The 17,161-nt window shown below is 60.0% G+C and carries 13 protein-coding genes; 6 read left to right on the top strand and 7 right to left on the bottom strand.

The features are described from left to right. Nucleotides 1-235: 235 nt before the first annotated feature. The 4 genes from WH87_RS03535 to hflX all read left to right on the top strand — a co-directional run bounded on the left by WH87_RS03535 (nt 236) and on the right by hflX (nt 5,782). Entirely contained in the window at nt 236-2,575 is a 2,340-nt protein-coding gene (locus WH87_RS03535) for a sensor histidine kinase NtrY-like (RefSeq protein ID WP_046138464.1), read from the top strand. Then, nucleotides 2,575-3,957, top strand: coding sequence for a nitrogen assimilation response regulator NtrX (gene ntrX, locus WH87_RS03530; protein WP_046138465.1), 1,383 nt, complete (start codon nt 2,575-2,577; stop codon nt 3,955-3,957). The genes WH87_RS03535 and ntrX overlap by 1 nt, the downstream gene beginning before the upstream one ends. A 189-nt stretch (nt 3,958-4,146) precedes the next feature. Continuing rightward, nucleotides 4,147-4,398 (top strand): RNA chaperone Hfq, encoded by a 252-nt coding sequence (gene hfq / locus WH87_RS03525; protein ID WP_046138466.1) that lies wholly within the window; start codon nt 4,147-4,149, stop codon nt 4,396-4,398. A gap of 7 nt (nt 4,399-4,405) precedes the next feature. Next, nucleotides 4,406-5,782, top strand: coding sequence for a GTPase HflX (hflX, locus tag WH87_RS03520; RefSeq protein ID WP_046138467.1), 1,377 nt, complete (start codon nt 4,406-4,408; stop codon nt 5,780-5,782). Here the strand turns inward: hflX and mazG are convergent. Continuing rightward, nucleotides 5,779-6,588 carry a nucleoside triphosphate pyrophosphohydrolase gene (gene mazG / locus WH87_RS03515; RefSeq protein ID WP_046138468.1) on the bottom strand — a complete coding sequence of 270 codons (810 nt, stop codon included), beginning with the start codon at nt 6,586-6,588 and terminating at the stop codon, nt 5,779-5,781. The two genes, hflX and mazG, sit on opposite strands and share 4 nt — an antisense overlap. 143 nt (nt 6,589-6,731) lie before the next feature. Between mazG and hyi the strand changes: the two genes are divergently transcribed. After that, nucleotides 6,732-7,502: a hydroxypyruvate isomerase gene (gene hyi, locus WH87_RS03510; RefSeq protein ID WP_046138469.1), complete on the top strand. Its 771-nt coding sequence runs from the start codon at nt 6,732-6,734 to the stop codon at nt 7,500-7,502. A 64-nt stretch (nt 7,503-7,566) separates the two neighbouring features. On the opposite strand, the gene WH87_RS19735 is transcribed toward hyi, so the two are convergent. The 4 genes from WH87_RS19735 to WH87_RS03485 form a co-directional block, all read right to left on the bottom strand. Then, nucleotides 7,567-9,456, bottom strand: a complete 1,890-nt coding sequence (locus WH87_RS19735) for an ABC transporter permease (RefSeq protein ID WP_197410715.1) — start codon at nt 9,454-9,456, stop codon at nt 7,567-7,569. Between the two features lie 11 nt (nt 9,457-9,467). Next, a complete protein-coding gene (gene ngcE / locus WH87_RS03495) occupies nt 9,468-10,850 on the bottom strand; it encodes an N-acetylglucosamine/diacetylchitobiose ABC transporter substrate-binding protein (RefSeq protein ID WP_046138470.1) in 1,383 nt (460 codons plus the stop codon). A gap of 63 nt (nt 10,851-10,913) precedes the next feature. Then, entirely contained in the window at nt 10,914-11,663 is a 750-nt protein-coding gene (locus tag WH87_RS03490) for a sugar isomerase domain-containing protein (protein ID WP_046138471.1), read from the bottom strand. A gap of 2 nt (nt 11,664-11,665) precedes the next feature. After that, nucleotides 11,666-12,616, bottom strand: a complete 951-nt coding sequence (locus WH87_RS03485) for a MurR/RpiR family transcriptional regulator (RefSeq protein ID WP_046138472.1) — start codon at nt 12,614-12,616, stop codon at nt 11,666-11,668. A 19-nt stretch (nt 12,617-12,635) separates the two neighbouring features. Here WH87_RS03485 and WH87_RS03480 point away from each other — a divergent pair, with 19 nt between their 5' ends. Then, nucleotides 12,636-13,730 (top strand): N-acetylglucosamine kinase, encoded by a 1,095-nt coding sequence (locus tag WH87_RS03480; RefSeq protein ID WP_082092477.1) that lies wholly within the window; start codon nt 12,636-12,638, stop codon nt 13,728-13,730. On the opposite strand, the gene WH87_RS03475 is transcribed toward WH87_RS03480, so the two are convergent. Beyond that, a complete protein-coding gene (locus WH87_RS03475; RefSeq protein WP_046138474.1) occupies nt 13,727-15,706 on the bottom strand; it encodes a DUF5107 domain-containing protein in 1,980 nt (659 codons plus the stop codon). The genes WH87_RS03480 and WH87_RS03475 overlap by 4 nt on opposite strands. Nucleotides 15,707-15,805: 99 nt before the next feature. Further along, on the bottom strand, nt 15,806-16,846 hold the full coding sequence (locus tag WH87_RS03470) for an ABC transporter ATP-binding protein (protein ID WP_046138475.1): 1,041 nt from the start codon (nt 16,844-16,846) through the stop codon (nt 15,806-15,808). Nucleotides 16,847-17,161 lie beyond the last annotated feature (315 nt).

Genomic DNA, 17,161 nt, shown 5'->3' with positions numbered 1-17,161 from the left:
CTCTGCAAATGTGGCCGCAAATACTGGTGTGCCCGTCGCCACATCTCTTGTCCAGTGGCTGCTGTCTCCGTGGTCTGCAGGCCAGATATGCGACGTGTCTGGTGTGAAGCAGATGCCGTGAGGAACGGGCTCACACATCGGTGTCACATTTTAGCAACAATTATCTTGAAGGGTCGCCCAAATTGCGTCAGACTCTGCCTGACCTTGGCGGAGACGGAGTGCCATTCGGCCATTGATGAACGAGACGACAGCCACAATAGGCGACCAGCCTCAGCATAAAAGTACAAGTGAGGCTCGCAAAGCTGCGCGCTCGCCGTTTTTTGCTGCCCAGGGCAATCGCTCGCTACGCGTTCTCGGCTTCATCGTTGTTTCTGCATCGGTTTTGATGTCGTTGATCTCGTTCCTGATCCTTTCGGGAACGACCAATATCGAGCCATCTACCAACGTCTGGACTATCATCTGGATCGTCACCGGCGTCCTCGTGCTGCTGGTTCTGGCGCTGGTTGTCACCGAGGCGGTGCTGCTGATTCAGGCCCGCATGCAGCGGCAAGCGGGCGCCGGCATGCAGATTCGCATGGTAACGATGTTTGCGCTCGTGGCCGCCATCCCGGCTGCCATCGTTGCCGTCGTCGCCACCATCGCCCTCAATCAGGGTCTCGATCAGTGGTTCTCCGAGCGTACCCGCGCCATGGTGGAAAGCTCGCGCCTCGTCGCGCGCTCCTACATGCTCGAGCACGCCCAGGTCTTACGCGATGACATCATCTGGGTGACGACCGAGCTTGAGCAGGCTCACGCGACTTATGAAGAAGACCGCACCCGCTTCCAGCGCATCCTGACCGCTTTGGCTGTCACGCGCTCACTGCCGTTCACCACGCTGGTCGATGTTGACGGCAATACGCTGATGCGCGCGCAGATCGCTGTGCAGGGCGCATACCCAAAAGTGCCAAGCGGCGTCATCCCCTTGGTCGCTGAGGGCACGCCGGCCTTCCTCTCTCCCGGCACCACCAATCTTGTGGGCTCGGTCTCCAAGCTGCGGGGCTACGACAACATCTATCTGTTCGTCGCGCGCCCGGTCGATGCCGAGGTGCTGGAGTACATGCGCCTCACCGACGAAAACATCACCGAATACCGCCAATATGCGTCGAACCGGTTAGTTTTCCAGATAACCTTTACCATCATGTATGTGGGGCTTGCGGTGGTGCTTTTGTTGGCCGCATTGTGGATTGGCATTGCGCTGGCCAACCGCTTTGTGGATCCCATCCGTAACCTCATGATCGCCTCAAACCGCGTCAGCGGCGGCGACTTGGAAGTGCAGGTTCCGGTGCAGGATGGACGGGGCGACCTGCGCGACTTGTCAAACGGCTTCAACCGGATGACGCAGCAACTTAAATCACAGCGTGAAGCACTTCTCACCGCCAGTGAGATGAACGAAAAGCGCCGTCAGTTCACAGAGGCGGTGGTGGAAGGCGTGTCCGCGGGCATCATCGGCCTCGACCCCTTTGGCGCTATAACCCTGGTCAACGCCCGCGCCTGCGAAATGCTCGGAATGCCGGAAATCGACCTCATGGGCGACCGCATCGAAGAAGTTATGCCCGAGCTCAGCCCTATCCTTGAACGTGCCCGTTCGGCCCGTCGCGGGCAGGTGCGTGATCAGGTTCAGCTCGGCAACGAGACCGATAAACGTACTTATCAAGTCCAGCTCACTCGTGAGGGTTCCATTACGGAATCAAAGGGTTACGTGCTGACATTCGACGACATCACAGATCTCGAATCCGCCCAGCGCACCAGCGCCTGGGCCGACGTTGCGCGCCGCATCGCCCACGAAATCAAGAACCCGCTGACGCCCATCCAGCTTTCGGCAGAGCGTCTGCGCCGCCGCTATGGCTCCAAGCTCGAGGACGATCGCGAAGTCTTCGACAAGTGCATCAACACCATCGTCCGTCAGGTCGGCGACATCGGCCGCATGGTCGACGAGTTCTCCGCCTTCGCGCGTATGCCCGAGGCGTCGCCGGACATGGCTGACCTGTCAGATACCATCCGCCAGGCTGTCTTCCTCGAAAGTGTCCGCCTGCCAGAGCTGACCATCGACACCGATCTACCCGCAGAAGCCATCTACGCTTGGTTCGACAGCCGCCTGATTTCCCAGTCGCTGACCAACCTGATCAAGAATGCCGTCGAGGCTTTCGAGGGGCTGGATCTACCAGACAACACCCACCCAACCATCAAGGTCGATGCGCACCTTGAGGGCAACTACGCGCGCATTTCCATTTCCGATAACGGCAAGGGCTGGCCAAAAGATAACCGCCAGCGCCTGCTCGAACCCTATATGACGACGCGAGAAAAGGGCACCGGCCTCGGCCTCGCGATTGTTGCCAAGATCATCGAACAACACGGAGGCATCGTGGAACTCGTCGACGCCGAGCCGGACGCCGCAGGCCGCGTAGGCGCTTGTGTGACGTTCACACTGCCCCTCCAATCCCCATCAAAGGCGAACGCCGCAGCCGAACAAGCTGAGACGAGCGTCACAAACTCCCAACAGGAGGAACCGCTCATTTCAGCGGTGGTTCATAAGTAATGGCACTAGATATCCTGATTATTGACGATGAAGACGATATCCGCGAGCTGATCGCCGGCATCCTTGAGGATGAGGGCTTTGAGGCGCGGCAGGCTCATGACGCCGATAGCGGACTGAACGAAATCGCCCGCCGTCGACCAAGCCTGGTCTTCCTCGACATCTGGATGCAGGGTTCGCGCCTTGACGGGCTGCAACTGCTCGACGTGTTCCAGAGCCAGCACCCGGACATGCCGGTGGTGATGATTTCAGGGCACGGCAACGTCGAAACCGCCGTCTCTGCTATTCGCCGCGGCGCCTACGACTACATCGAGAAGCCCTTCAAGATTGACCGGCTGCTGCATATCACCCAGCGGGCGATGGAGGCGACGCGCCTGCGCAATGAGGTGGCGGAACTCAAGGAGCGCTCTGCGTCCAAGAGCATCGACATGGTCGGCACGTCGCCTGCGCTGCAGCAGGTCAAAGCGCTCATCGAGAAGTCCGCGCCCACCAATTCGCGCATCTTCATTTCGGGTCCATCTGGTGCCGGCAAGGGCCTAGTCGCCCGCATGATCCACCAGCGCAGCCCACGCGCCGATGCACCCTTCGTCGAGATCAACGCCTCCCTCTATGCGCCGGAAGAAGTGCCCGTCGTGCTGTTCGGTCGCGAAACGCGCGAGAAGAACGGCATTCTCAAAGTCGAAGTGGGCGCTCTGGAAAAGGCGCATGGTGGTACGCTGTACCTATCGGAAGTGACAACGCTTCCAGCCAATACGCAGGCCGCTTTGCTGCGCACTCTCGTTGAAAACCGCTTCAACCGCGTCGGCGGTACACAGGCCGTTCCCATCGACGTGCGCATCATTGCTGCAAGCTCGCAGAATGTTGCAGCGCAGATTGAGGCGGGTGAGTTCCGCTCCGACCTGTTCCATCGCCTGTCCATCGTGCCGCTGCCGCTGACCCCGCTCAAAGAGCGCCGCGAGGACGTACCGCCTCTCGTTTCGGTGTTCATCGAGCAGGTCTGCCGCATGCACAATCTGCAGCGCATGACTGTTGGTGACGACGCCATTGCCGTGCTGCAAGCGCAGGAATGGCCTGGAAACGCGCGTCAGCTCCGCAACTCCATCGAACGCCTGTTGATCCTGATGAAGGATCAGCAGCCCGAAGATGGGGTCATCACCGCTGCCATGCTGCCATCTGACATTGGCGAAGTGCTGCCGACTGTGGGTGATACCGACGCGTCGGCGCATCTGATGAGCCTGCCACTGCGAGATGCCCGCGAAGTTTTCGAGCGCCAGTACCTGCTGGCCCAGATCGAACGCTTCGGTGGCAACATCTCCAAGACTGCCGAATTCGTCGGCATGGAGCGCAGCGCATTGCACAGGAAGATCAAGTCCTTGGGGCTCTAACCCCACACCTGTCAGATTTTCCCATGTGCCATGCACTTGGCGCGGGTAGGCACGAAATCCGAACCGTGCCATACTGCTTAATGTGTGGTGAACACACCGATGCTGTAGGCTAGCGGCAGCCCACAGATTGGCTTGGCAAGCATGCACAATGACAACAGCGACATTCAATGCCGCGAACAAGAGGCCTAAATGCCCAGCGAAAAACAACAGAATCTGCAAGATTCCTTTCTCAATCACGTCCGCAAGCAGAAGGTGCCTGTCACGATTTTTCTCGTGAACGGCGTCAAGCTTCAGGGTGTGATCACCTGGTTTGATAATTTCTGCCTGCTGCTGCGTCGCGATGCGCAGTCGCAGTTGGTCTACAAGCACGCCATCTCGACAATTATGCCGGGCGCGCCGATCCAGTTGTTCGATCCCGAACAGAACCAAGACAGCGACTGACGTCCATATGAACGACTTTGACGACGAAGATGAAGCCGGCCACAAGGGCGGCCCACAGGCGTTTATTGATCGCCGCGAGGCTCCAACGCGCGCAGGACTGGTTTGCCCGGATGTGCGTGGCCAGATTTCCCAGCACACCATCGAGGCTCGCAAGGCCGAGTTCGAGGGCTTGGCTGAGGCAATCCGGCTGGACGTCATCTTCTCGGAAGTCATCAAGGTCCGTGAGATCAAGCCATCGACATTTATCGGTGGCGGTCACGCGGCAACGCTTGCCGAACGCGTCAAGGCTGAGGACATCGACCTGCTTTTGGTCGATGCCTCCCTGACCGCGATTCAGCAGCGCAATCTCGAAAAAGAGACGGGCACCAAAGTGCTCGATCGCACCGCCTTGATCCTGGAGATCTTTGGCGAACGCGCAGCCACCCGCGAAGGTGTCTTGCAGGTCGAGTTGGCGCATCTGAATTACCAGAAGGGCCGTCTCGTCCGCTCCTGGACCCACCTTGAACGCCAGCGTGGCAGCGGCGGCTCCGGTTTTATGGGTGGCCCCGGCGAAACGCAGATTGAAAGCGATCGTCGGCAGATTGCTGACCGCATCGTGCTGCTCGAAAACCGCCTGGAAAAGGTCAAGAAGACCCGTGCTCAGCAGCGCCAGAAGCGCGAAGGTACGCCTTATCCGGTGGTCGCCATTGTCGGTTACACCAATGCCGGCAAGTCGAGCATTTTCAACAAAATGACGGGGGCAGGGGTTTTCGCAGAAGACCTGCTCTTCGCCACGCTTGATACCACCGTGCGCAAGCTTGAATTGCCTCACGGCCGTGAAGTCATGCTCAGCGACACCGTGGGTTTCGTGGCCGATCTCCCCACCGATCTGGTGGCCGCCTTCCGTGCGACGCTTGAAGAGGTGATCGACGCCGACGTCATTCTGCACGTCCGCGATATAGCCAACCCCGACCATCCAGCTCAGGCGCTCGATGTGTTGAAAGTTCTTGGCGATCTCGGTGTTTCGGCTGAGACGATCCCGATCATCGAGGTCTGGAACAAGATTGACCTGCTCGGCATCGATCCCGATCAGGACCCCTTGGCAGGTGTGTCACCCGCGGGCCGCGTCGCGGCATCCGTACCCGTGTCGGCCAAGACCGGACATGGGCTCGATACGCTCAAACTGGCTGTCGAGTCAGCTCTGGCGGACAAAAGCCGCACCTATCACGTGCACGTGCCCCACAGCGCGGGTAGCGATATTGGCTGGCTCCATTCGCATTCCGAAGTCATTTCGCGCGATGAGCCCAACGAGAATGGCTCAGGCTTTGTGGTGCGCGTGGAACCCCGTCACAAGACGGCGTTCCTTGAGCGCTTCAATGGGCGGATCGAAAGCTCCGACGCTTAAGTCTTGTCGGCTTTGCGGATTTCGTTCCAGTAGCCATCGAGCCGCTCCAAACCGGCGCTCTCGATGGCGACACAATCCTGCCGCGCCCGCTCTTCCACATAGTGAAAGCGCCGCGTGAATTTGAAGTTCGCGTCGCGCAGCGCCGCCTCAGCGTCCACGCCAGCATGACGCGCCAGGTTGACTACGGCAAAAAGCAGGTCGCCAATCTCTTCGTGTGATGCGGCCTTGTCGCCGGCTGCCGTCGCTTCTGCGACCTCGCCCAACTCCTCGTGGACCTTGGCGGCAACCGCTGCGATATCAGGCCAGTCGAAGCCCACCTTGGCCGCACGCTTTGTCAGTTTTTCTGCGCGCGCCAAAGCGGGCAGGGTGCCCGGGACATCGTCCAGCACCGACGGCTTGGTCTCGCCCTTTCGCGCCGCTTTGATGGCCCGCTCCTGAACCTTGATGGCCTCCCACTGCACCTGTGCGGCGCCGGCGTCATTGGCGTCGAGATCGCCAAAAACATGCGGATGACGGCGGATAAGTTTCTCCGTGATAGAGTAGATCACGTCGCCGATATCGAACTCACCCAGTTCACTCGCCATCTGCGCGTGATAAATCGGCTGCAGCAGCAGATCACCGAGTTCTTCGCGCAGATCGCCAAAATCCATCCGCTCGATGGCGTCGGCAACCTCATAGGCTTCTTCGATCGTGTAGTGGCGAATGGACGAGAAATCCTGCGCCAGATCCCATGGACACCCGCCATCCGGATTGCGGAGAGCGGCCATGATTTCGATCAGTCGGGAAATGTCGCGGGAGGGCTGCATGGCGGTCTCTAAGGATCAGGGATTCGTGCGTGCACGATATCAACTTCACGCTGGCAGCATTGCCTAAAATGCGGCGTGGGGGTGATGAAACGGCGGGTAGCGTGCTACCGGTTGAATTGATCACACCAAACAGGCCAGTCCAGATGCTGCGGTTTTCTGCCAATCTATCAATGCTCTACCCTCAGCACGCGTTTCTCGACCGATTTGCTGCTGCGGCCGCTGATGGCTTCAAGGGTGTTGAATATGTTGGGGCTTATGACTACCCCGCGACGCAAATTGCTGACGTTTTGCGCGAGAATGGCCTGACCCAGGCCCTGTTCAATTTGCCAGTTGGCGACTGGGTCGCCGGCGAACGCGGCATTGCCTGTCTGCCTGAGCGCCGAGATGAATTCCGCTCAAGTGTCGACCAGGCGATCGGATACGCTTACGAAACCGGATGCAAGCAGGTGAACTGTCTGGCTGGTATCGCGCCGTCGGGTGCGGATCGCGATGAGCTGGAAACGACGCTTGTCAGCAACCTGCAATTCGCAGCGGCCCGCTTCGCCGATGCAGGGATCAAGCTCCTGCTTGAGCCGATCAACACCAAGGATATGCCGGGCTACCTGATCAACACGACTGATCACTATGAAGCCATCGCCGCGCGCGTCGGCTCCGATAACCTTTACCTGCAGTACGATTTCTACCACATGCAGATCATGCAGGGCGATCTCATCCGCACCCTCGAACGCTTGCAGCCTCGCATCGCCCACGTCCAGATTGCCGACAATCCCGGCCGCCACGAGCCCGGCACCGGAGAAATCAACTACGCCAACATTTTCACGGCATTGAGCCGTCTCGGCTACGCCGGGTGGATCGGTGCCGAATATCGTCCCTCAGGCGACACAAGCAGCAGCTTCGGGTGGGTGCCGGAATAATTCGATAGGCAACTGTCGTCTAATTGGCGCTAGGGCCGACCTTTCGGACGACCCCAGAGTTCGATCACTTCAGCAGGCCGGACGAGACTGAGCCCTGCAGCTGGCGCTGGAAGATGATGTAGGTGACAAGCACCGGTAGAACCGTAATCACGACAGCCGCGAACAGGGAGCCGAAGTTAACCGCGTAGCCGGCCTGCGATGCGAATGAGGCCATGCCTTGCGACAGCACATAATTGGCGGAATTGGTGTTCAGTGCGATCGGTAACAGGAACTGGTTCCACAGGCCGAGAAAGTTGAAGATCGCCACCGATGCGATGCCTGGCTTGGCCATGGGCAGCATGATGGTGAAGAATATGCGCCATGGGCCTGCGCCGTCGATCATCGCCGCCTCCGCTACTTCCTGCGGCAGCGTTTTGAAGAAGGCGAACAGGAAGAACACCGTGAACGGCAGCGCGAACGCCACATAGGTGATGATCAGGCCGGGGAAGGTGTTCAGCAGACCAAAGCCCCTGAGTGTCTGGAACAGCGGGACCACGGCCAGAAAAACAGGGAACGTCAGGCCAGCGAGCATCAGATAATAGATGAACTTGCTACCCCGGAACTCGTAACGCGCTAGATAATAGGCACACATCGAGCCCAAGAGCATGACGATGACGAGCGCGCAGCCGACCACGATGACTGTGTTGACGAAGTAGCTGCCGATGCTCGCGGTCGTCCATGCAGAGACGTAATTGTCGAAGTTGAAGGTGGTGGGGAGCGTAAAAGGCGACTGGAATATCTGCGCGGTCGTTTTGAACGAGCTCATCAACACCCACAGCAAGGGGGCGCAGATGATGACAACCCAGACGATCAGGGCGATGTGCGAAATGGTGGCAACGGTGCTGTCCGTCCAGATGGTCTTGCGCGGTGCCACGGCCTCCCGGGGGGCAGTTGCCTTTACGGGCTTCGCAATTGGAGCTGACCGAACCGCTGGCGCGGATGAACTGCGGACCCGCCGCCTCGATTTGGGCGGACGTCCAGTCCACCAGAAGACGAAGAACACCAGCGCCGCAAAGGTCAGCGTCAGGATCGCCAGCGCCGCGCCCATCGACGTTGCATAGCCGAACTTGCCTTTCTTGAAGGCGGTGTTCAGCAGGTGTTGGGAAATCACCACCGTGGAATTGGCGGGACCACCGCTTGGATTGAGCGCCTGCATATAGACGAAGGCGTCGAGGGCGAGGATGCCCAGATAGATATAGGCCGTGCGGATAGTGTCGCGGATCATCGGCACGGTGATGCTGATGGCCGTGCGGAACCGGCCAGCGCCGTCGACACGTGCCGCCTCATACACCTCCGAGGGGATGCCTTTGATGGCGGCGATGAACAGCACCATGTAGAAGCCGACCATCGACCAGGCGATGACGAAGATCGAGGCGCCCATGGCGGTGCGCTCGTCGCCGAGCCAGGCGAAGGACTTGAAGAATTCGAAGCCCATCCCGGTCAGAATGCCGTTCAACAGGCCGCTGGACGGATCGTACATCTGCGCCCAGAGGATGCCGATGACGATTGCTGGGACCGTGTAGGGGAAAAACGAGATGATGCGGTAGAGGCTGGAATGCCTGAGGCCCTGAATTTGCCCGCGGGTCCCCCCGCCGATCGTCACCAGCGTGGCCAGCGTCAAAGACAGCACAATCACCAGCGGCGGCAAGACCAGGACCAGCACAATGCTGTTGTAGACGGCCTTGGTGAAGACGGGATCCTGCAGCAGCGCGAAGTAATTGGTCAGGCCAACGAAGTTCATATCCTTCGAAAAGCCTGACCAATCGGTCATTGAGTAGTAGAAGGCCTGCACAAATGGCGAGATCACGAAAATAATGAAGATCGCGAGCGGAAGCCCGAGGAACACCAGCATAAAGCTGGTGTTCTCCAGGTTCGGCAGCTTCCACCGTCGCTTGACGGCGGTTTCTCCCGCCATTGTGCTGTCCATCACTTCACGATCACTTTCGTGACCGAGGCATCGTTGTAGACGGCATCAGTGATGGCCTGCAGCGCAGCAGTGAAGCCTGCCACATCCAGCTTGCCATCAAGGAAGCTGTTCCACACGACGAGTTCGTCCTGGTTCGTGCCGTAGAGATCGAACGAGTTCCAGGTGAAAACGTCGTTGCCGGCGTCAGCTAGCAGCTTGCTCTGCGAAACGAGAGCGGTGGAGCCGAAACCGTCGGCTGGCACCGTGTCCTTGACGATGGTCGGGGCGAGCTTGGCCTTGGCAAAGTTCGTCGCGGCTTCCTTCGAGAGCATGGTGCGGAGCAGTTCCTTGCCGCCCGGCAGGTTGAGAGCGCCGGCCGGAATGATGAATGGCTCGCCCGCCGTAGCGTGAAGGGCCGTCTTCGGCAGCTTGTCGTTCGCATCGACCGAGAGTTCGGCCATGCCGGTCATCTTGAAGCCTTCCTTGGTGGCTGGCTTCATTTCGTTTTCGATCCACGAGCCCGATGGGTAGAGCAGGAACGCTTCGTCATTCGACCATTGTGCCTGGGCAGCAGTGAACTGCGTGCCTGCGCCACCTGGCTTCATCATGCCGCCCTGGATGATCTCATGCAGCGCAGTGAACACGGCCTGGAAGGCTGGGTGCGACCAGAAGCCGGGGGTGAAGTTGTCCACGGCAAGACGCACTTCGTCACCGCCCGCCTTGATTGCCGAAGCGACAGCAGTGGTGCGGTAGTAGGTGGCGGCTTCCTTGCCCCAACCGAACAGGTAGATGTTCTTTTCTTTGGCCTTCTTGCCCAGTTCGATGGCCTCGGCCCAGGTCGTTGGTGGGGTCCAGCCATTGGCTTCGAACAGTGCGGCTGAGTACCAGATCCCGTAGACGGTCATGACGTAGTTGAGCGCCACGAACTTGTCACCGAAGGTGCCGGGCTTTTCGACGCCACCAACCAGGGTATCGCGGATCTTCACGCCTTCAAGGCTTGGAGCATCAAGGACACTGTTCATGTCCTCGAGCTGGTCGATGATGGCGCTGAAGCCGATGGCCTGGGCGCCAGAGTTGTCGATCAGGTCAGGTGGATTGCCGCCGAGGAAACGTGGCTGCAGTTCCTGCGCAATCTGGGTCGATGGAGAAACCTTCACGGTGACGTTGGGGTGGTTCTTCTGCATCAGCGCGGCAGCGAATTCGACATAGTCGATGCCGTAGCCGCCGTTGAAGATCACGGCGTCAACTGTCGAGCCGTCGGCAACGCCGAACGGATTGGCTGCATCTTGCGCGAACGCGAGAGTACTGAAAGCCGTAGAACCCAGCAGGCCGGCGAACGGTGCCGTTACTGCCAGTGCCGTGGTTCCCTTTAGGAAAGAGCGGCGGTCGAAAGTGTTATTCATCCTAGTTCTCCCTTATTGATTTTTCCGACTAGTTCACTCCACGCCGAACGCATCCGCACATGACTATGCCTCCCTGCGAATTCGCGCGCCGTACAGATTCTCCAGAGCAGTATTGTGCTCGTCGCCTCCCGGGATATTCGCGGAGATATAGACCGGGGGGATTTTACCGCGTTGGCGCATCGCCTCGGCTACGCCGATCGTGATGCGTTGGGCGATAAAGGCTGCAGTGAGCGAGGACACGGCGCCAACGCCGACCCCACCTTCAAGCTGCATGGTGCTGTCGCCAAAAGGCGCCAGGTTGTCGATTGTTACGTCTGCGACCTCGTAGAGGCGCTTTCCGCTCGGGTGCTTGGGCGTCACCTTCATGGTGTGGTCGAGGCTTGTCAGCGCAATCACCTTGTGGCCACGCGCCTTGGCCGCGAGCGCTACGCCCAGGATCGATCCATTCACGCCGGAGTTCGAGGCGATCATGAAAATGTCATTCGGCTGGACGTCAAACAGCGAAATCAGGTTCTCGCCGACATCGGGGTCGCGTTCGAATTCGGAACCACCCAGCGCCGAAATATCGCGCCCGCCGCGCAGCACCAGGGTGCGCAAGGCAATGCGATTGGTGGCAATCAGCCCGCCCGCACGACCGGCAATTTCCATCGCAAAGGCCTCGGAGTGCCCTGTGCCGAAGGCCTGGATGACACCGCCAGCGTCGAGCGCGTCGGTGGTCAGCTCTACGGCTTTGTCGATGTCGGCATTCGGACCCGCAAGGCGTTCGAGGCGGGTTGTGACTTCATGCAAAAACTGAGCTGTCAGGCTGGTCATGATTAACTCGCTTCTTTGGGACGTTCGGCCGCCACACGATGGGCTGCAGACATGGAAGAGGCCGCGCGGCGGATAGGCCGACGCCGAGGAGCCACCGCCGCCGCAGAGGCTGCCAGCAGACGGGCCGTGCGATCGTAGGCAAGCTGGGCGATCAGCACATAGAGCAGATCAACGACAAACAGCTGGCTGTGCCGTGCAGACAGGTCGGCAGGCTGCAGATAGCCGTTGGGCGAGGCGGCGATGAGAGTATCGTGGGCCAGTTTGGCCAGTGGCGAGTCAGAATTGGCCGTTATCGCCACGGTGTGGGCGCCAGCCGCCTTGGCGACCGTCAGCATCTGGATGGTTTCCTCGGTGTGGCCCGTGTTGGAGATGGCGATGGCGACGCATTGCTGATCGAGAATAGCGGCGCTGGTGAGCCCGTCGTGAATCTCCGACCAGGCGTGCACGCCAACGCCGATACGGTACAGCCGGGCCTCGGCTTCCTGCGCGGTAAGGGCACTGCCGCCAACGCCGTAGACATCCAGATGGCGCGACTGAACGACCATCTTGGCGACGCGAAGCGCCGTGGGCAGGTCGATCAGGCTGGCCGTCGTCTGGAGCGACAGCATATGGGTGTTGAACAGCGCGTTACATATCTCCTCAGGAGGATCATTCGGGCCGAAGGACCGGCTGATATCGGCGATCCAGGCGGCCTTGGAGCGACCCCGTCCGACGTCCTCGGCAACACCCACCCGCAGGTCGGAGAAACTGGCGTAGCCAATCATCCTCGAGAAGCGCGTGACCGTCGCTGCTGAGGTGCCGGCGCGTTTCGCCAGCGCCGTGATCGACAGGGTCAGTGGGGCCCTCGGATCTTCAATAAGAACAGCCGCAATTTTTGCGACGCTGGTTGGCATTCGCGACTGACAAGTCACAATGCGATCCAATACGCTGAACGTTTTTGCTGTCTCAGTCATAGTATGCTAAGAGCCAACATTGAAAATCAATCTCATGAAGACTGAAGATGTTCGAAAACAATTGTTATCTAGCAAGTATGGTGCTGGCAAGCGGGTTTATTACGGAATGATCACAGCGCTGCTGGCCATCGACGTCGGCGGCTCTAACTCCCGGGCAACGCTCGTAGATTTGGCGGGCAACTGTCTTGGCAAGGGCCGAAGTCGTGGGGGAAACCCCGGTTCCAATCCCCCCGATCTGGCCGCTGCGGCGATCATTTCCGCCGCCGAAGCCGCTGTTTCCGACGCCGGCGTAGACCTCAGTATTGCGGTTGCGCTGCTTGCGATGGCCGGCCCCCGGGTGAACGCAATGCAGCCACAGATCGAAGCGGCCTTTAGGGCGCTCGGCCTGAGCGGCCCGTTGGTGTTCAGTGGCGATCTCAATGCTTTGCTGCCGTCCGTGGCTGCGGCAACGGATGGCTACTGCGTCGTGTGCGGCACTGGCGCGGGCGCGGTGCGCATCCGCAATGGCGAAGTTGACGGCGTTACTGACGCGGCCGGTTGGCTGCTTGGTGATCTTGGCTCAGGCTATTGGCTTGGGCATCACGCGGCTATAGCCGTCACCGCCGCACTTGAGGGTCGTGGCCCTCGAACCGCATTGACCGAGGCCGTTCTCGACGCGTTGAGCATTCCCACGACTAGCACTGCCGTCGTTGACGGCCGACCGATGCCGCTGCGCCTTCTGATCGACGCCATCTATGCGATGCGGCCTATCGAACTTGCCAAATTCGCCCCATTGGTGATCGCGAACGGCCAAGATGCGGTTGCGGCAGAATTGCTTGCCCAGTCTGAGCGCTACCTGCTCGCCGATTTCCAGCAGGTGTTTGCTGCTGACATTGCCGGGCCGGTGGTCTTAGGCGGCGGCATCATTGAGCACCTTACGGGTCTGCCCTCGGCCATCTCCGAGGTTATGCGCGCTGCCGGCCACGTACCCGATATTCGCCTGTCGGGTGACGGTTCGGTTGGCGCGGCAGTGCTGGCACTGCGCCACCAAGGCGTAACCGTCGATGAAGCGATGCTCGCCACGATCACCGCCTCGGTGAAAGCCCGCGTCGCTAAATCGTCTCCGTCAGACTAGGTCTCCTCGATCTCGTGCATGCGCAGGTTGAGCGCGCGAGGCACGGGATTGGCCTTCAGATCGGCCTTTAGCTCTTCAGCGCTCGCCTCGCGCTTGATCTGCGCTTCGACCCGCCCGCGCCGCAAGCGGATCCACAGATCAGACAGCAGCGTCTCGCCCTCGCGAATGGTTGCAAATGGCCGATCAAACAACAGGCGTTCAAGTTCGTCGTAGTTGCCATCGTTGGCAGCAACCACTGCACGGGCGAGAATGATGCGTTCCTTGCTCCGGATCTCTACGGGCAGGGCGTCGACGAAGGCTTTCAGTTCGGCCGAAAGCGAGGCAGCGCCAAAGAATTGCGCGATTTCGATTGCGAGTTCCGGCGGCGCGCCGCTGGCGTTCCAGGCCCGCAGATAGCTGCTCGCCTTGTCGGTGGGATTGTCGGCCAATAGCGCTTCGAGGCGATAGCCCGCCCAGCTTGGCTTCAGCGCTAGGGATTGCGCCAGGTGCTGGTGAGCCAGTTCTCGCTCGTTGCGATCAAGCGCCGCCGTCGCGAGCATCAGCTCGCCCACCCACGTTGGCGCACCAGCCTTGATCCGGTTCATCCACAAGGGCGACACGGCGATACCGGTCGGGATATCCATCAGGTTCGATGGGGCGATGGGCGTACCATTGGCGAGGTCGTCCCAGTAGTCTCCTGCGGTCTCCACGCTGAAGTCGAGGCCAGCGGCAAGTGGCGCGCCAGTCAGGCGCTCCTGCCGCCAGCCCCAGTGAGCGCCGGTGGAATGCCTGACGCCGAGGGGGAGGCGGGCCTGCTCGCGCAAAAACGCATCAACGTCCGCAAAGGTATCTGCGGGGACGGCTGCGTCTATTGCGTTCGCTGCATGATCCGTTGCGGTGTGATAGGCGGGGTCATGCGCCCTTGCGTCAAGCTGCAGCGGCATGAACGCCTCGGTCCAGTCGCGTTCCTCATGCGCTGCGAGTTCGAAGCGCTGGTTCTGGGTCGGCGTCATGCCACTTTGGATTTCGAGATAGTCCCCTTCACCTGGCCTCGACAGATAATCCATCCAGTTCTGGCCGCCTTCGCCGTCACCAAAATAGAAGAATTTCCGGCCTGGCATTTCGCTCGTGCTGCACTGCGCCAGCCCGTAGCCATCATGGTCGACGGAGGCAATGAACAGGCGCGGCGCAGATTGTGCGCGGAAGAACACGGACGTCGCGTTCTCCCAGTTCTGCGGATAGGACGCGTCCCAATCGTCGCGCGGGAACGCGCAGCGACCGAGATTGTTGCCGGGCCAGATGTGCTCGATCGAATAGTCGGCCGGGCTCAGCACCCGCGTGCCCGGCGCCATCGGCACAGCGATGTTGGTCCACCAATAGGCGAGGCGGGCCGTGTCCGACGGGTTGACGATGCGGCCATGGGAGAACAGGACAGCGGAGTCGTTAGGCAAGAACAGGTCGATCTGCCAGGTGGCTTCAACGATGCGGTCGAACTCGTAAAGCCGCAGAATGGGGCCGCGCGGGGTCTCGCGCACACCAGCAAAAACGGGCGCGCAGGTGAATGGGGTATGCCCGGGAATGAGACCATTCCATTCGATGCCGCCCGAGAACCAGGCATTGAGCGCCGCGAGGTTTGCAGGCTGCAAGACCGGATTGCGAAACACCAGATCCCGCCCGGTACTCAGGTCCTTGAGCTCGAGCAGGCGTCCGCCAAGCGTCGGCGCAATAACGGCTCGAAGGCGCGCGTTTTCGATCACGATGACATCGAGTGAGCCGGGCCTCAGGTCGCGGTCGTAATCGTCGGACACCTGGTAGGGCAATATCGAATCCTTGCCCCAGTTGAAGCCATGGTTGCTCTCCTCTGCGGACAGACCAAAGTTTGGTGGTGTCTCCGTATCAGGGATAGGCTGCTGCCAGCGGAAGCGGGGAACATTGCTCGGCTGGCCGAGGCGCGATGTAGGCAGGCTCAAGGTCTCGGCGCGAATAGACGTCGTCATTGGATCATGCGTCCTTTGAGGATCAGTTCTCCGATCGTCCTGCGACGTCGGACTCATGGAAAAGGGGGCAGGTGCCCCCCAGTCTCAAAGCAATTCTGACTAGTTCAGCCGCATGCCGCTGGCATCGAACAGGTGCACTTCCGACAGGTCAGGCTTCACCCTGATCTTGTCGCCTGGCGTCACCTTGAGCCGCTCGCGGAAGATCCCGGTGATTGTTTGCGTCCCGAGGCGACAAACCACCTGGGTCTCCGAACCGGTGGGCTCGATCACTACGACTTCGATTTCCACGCCATCATCGGCCAGATGCAGATGCTCGGGGCGGATGCCATAGGTCGTCGCTGCCGGTGCGCCTTCATTCACCGCGAGCAGGATGCCGTCATTGGTCCTGAAGCCGTCAGGGGTGGTCGCTCCCTCGATGAAGTTCATCGAAGGCGAGCCGATGAAGCTGGCGACGAAGGTATTGAGCGGGCGGTCATAGAGATCGAGCGGCGCACCAATCTGCTCGATAACGCCATCGCGCATCACCACGATCTTGTCGGCCATGGTCATGGCTTCCACCTGATCGTGGGTCACATAGATGGTCGTGGTCTGGAGGCGCTGATGCAGCTCTTTGATCTCGGCGCGCATCTGCACGCGCAGTTTAGCGTCGAGATTGCTGAGCGGCTCGTCGAACAGAAACAGCTGTGGGTCGCGGACGATGGCGCGTCCCATCGCGACACGCTGGCGCTGCCCGCCGGAAAGCTGGCGAGGCTGCCGATCCAGCAAATCCTCTAGTCCAAGAATTTGCGCGGCGCTGTCCACTTTGCTGGCGATCTCGGCTTTTGAAATGCCCTGCAGTTTCAGCGAGAAGCCCATGTTCTGCTCAACTGTCATGTGCGGATACAAGGCGTAGTTCTGAAACACCATGGCAATATCGCGATCCTTCGGCGGCAGATCGTTGACCACGCGGTCACCAATCTCGATCTCGCCCCCGGTGATATCTTCCAGGCCTGCGATCATGCGGAGCAGTGTCGACTTGCCACAGCCAGAGGGGCCAATCAGGACCGCGAACTCGCCGTCCTCGATATCCACCGATACGCCCTTCAACACCACCAGGTTGCCGTACCGCTTTGTCGCCTTGTTAATACTCACGCTCGCCATGGATCTTCCTCCTACCCACGCTCTATCGATAAGATATCTGCCGATACAGATTCCGTCGGGTCGGGCCCCTGTTGGAAAGCTGCGACATGCGTCGCACGCAGCATGTCCCCCAAGAGACATCCCTCTTTCGGAGATTGTCAACGCGGGGAAAGACACCAGTATTTGTTGTCACCTGCTATCCCATGACTATGCGTGTCACTGACGATACCTACCCACACTATGGTCGGTGAACAGCGACATGGGTAGGCATTATTTCAAAGCTGTTTCATTCGATGTTTGAAGCTGCGCTGTTTCGGGAGCGGCACAGAGCTTTGG

Source organism: Devosia epidermidihirudinis (genome assembly GCF_000971295.1).
GTDB lineage: Bacteria > Pseudomonadota > Alphaproteobacteria > Rhizobiales > Devosiaceae > Devosia > Devosia epidermidihirudinis.
The sequence above is the reverse complement of the archived record's forward strand: the minus strand, read 5'-3'. Positions and strand labels throughout refer to the sequence as shown.

Excerpts from the sequence above, each read along its gene's own strand:
- ntrX (WP_046138465.1), top strand. The coding sequence starts at position 2,575 with ATGGCACTAGATATCCTGATTATTGACGATGAAGACGATATCCGCGAG.
- mazG (WP_046138468.1), bottom strand. The coding sequence starts at position 6,588 with ATGCAGCCCTCCCGCGACATTTCCCGACTGATCGAAATCATGGCCGCT.
- hyi (WP_046138469.1), top strand. The coding sequence starts at position 6,732 with ATGCTGCGGTTTTCTGCCAATCTATCAATGCTCTACCCTCAGCACGCG.
- hflX (WP_046138467.1), top strand. The coding sequence starts at position 4,406 with ATGAACGACTTTGACGACGAAGATGAAGCCGGCCACAAGGGCGGCCCA.
- WH87_RS03490 (WP_046138471.1), bottom strand. The coding sequence starts at position 11,663 with ATGACCAGCCTGACAGCTCAGTTTTTGCATGAAGTCACAACCCGCCTC.
- WH87_RS03485 (WP_046138472.1), bottom strand. The coding sequence starts at position 12,616 with ATGACTGAGACAGCAAAAACGTTCAGCGTATTGGATCGCATTGTGACT.
- WH87_RS03475 (WP_046138474.1), bottom strand. The coding sequence starts at position 15,706 with ATGACGACGTCTATTCGCGCCGAGACCTTGAGCCTGCCTACATCGCGC.
- hfq (WP_046138466.1), top strand. The coding sequence starts at position 4,147 with ATGCCCAGCGAAAAACAACAGAATCTGCAAGATTCCTTTCTCAATCAC.
- WH87_RS03470 (WP_046138475.1), bottom strand. The coding sequence starts at position 16,846 with ATGGCGAGCGTGAGTATTAACAAGGCGACAAAGCGGTACGGCAACCTG.
- ngcE (WP_046138470.1), bottom strand. The coding sequence starts at position 10,850 with ATGAATAACACTTTCGACCGCCGCTCTTTCCTAAAGGGAACCACGGCA.
- WH87_RS19735 (WP_197410715.1), bottom strand. The coding sequence starts at position 9,456 with ATGGCGGGAGAAACCGCCGTCAAGCGACGGTGGAAGCTGCCGAACCTG.
- WH87_RS03535 (WP_046138464.1), top strand. The coding sequence starts at position 236 with ATGAACGAGACGACAGCCACAATAGGCGACCAGCCTCAGCATAAAAGT.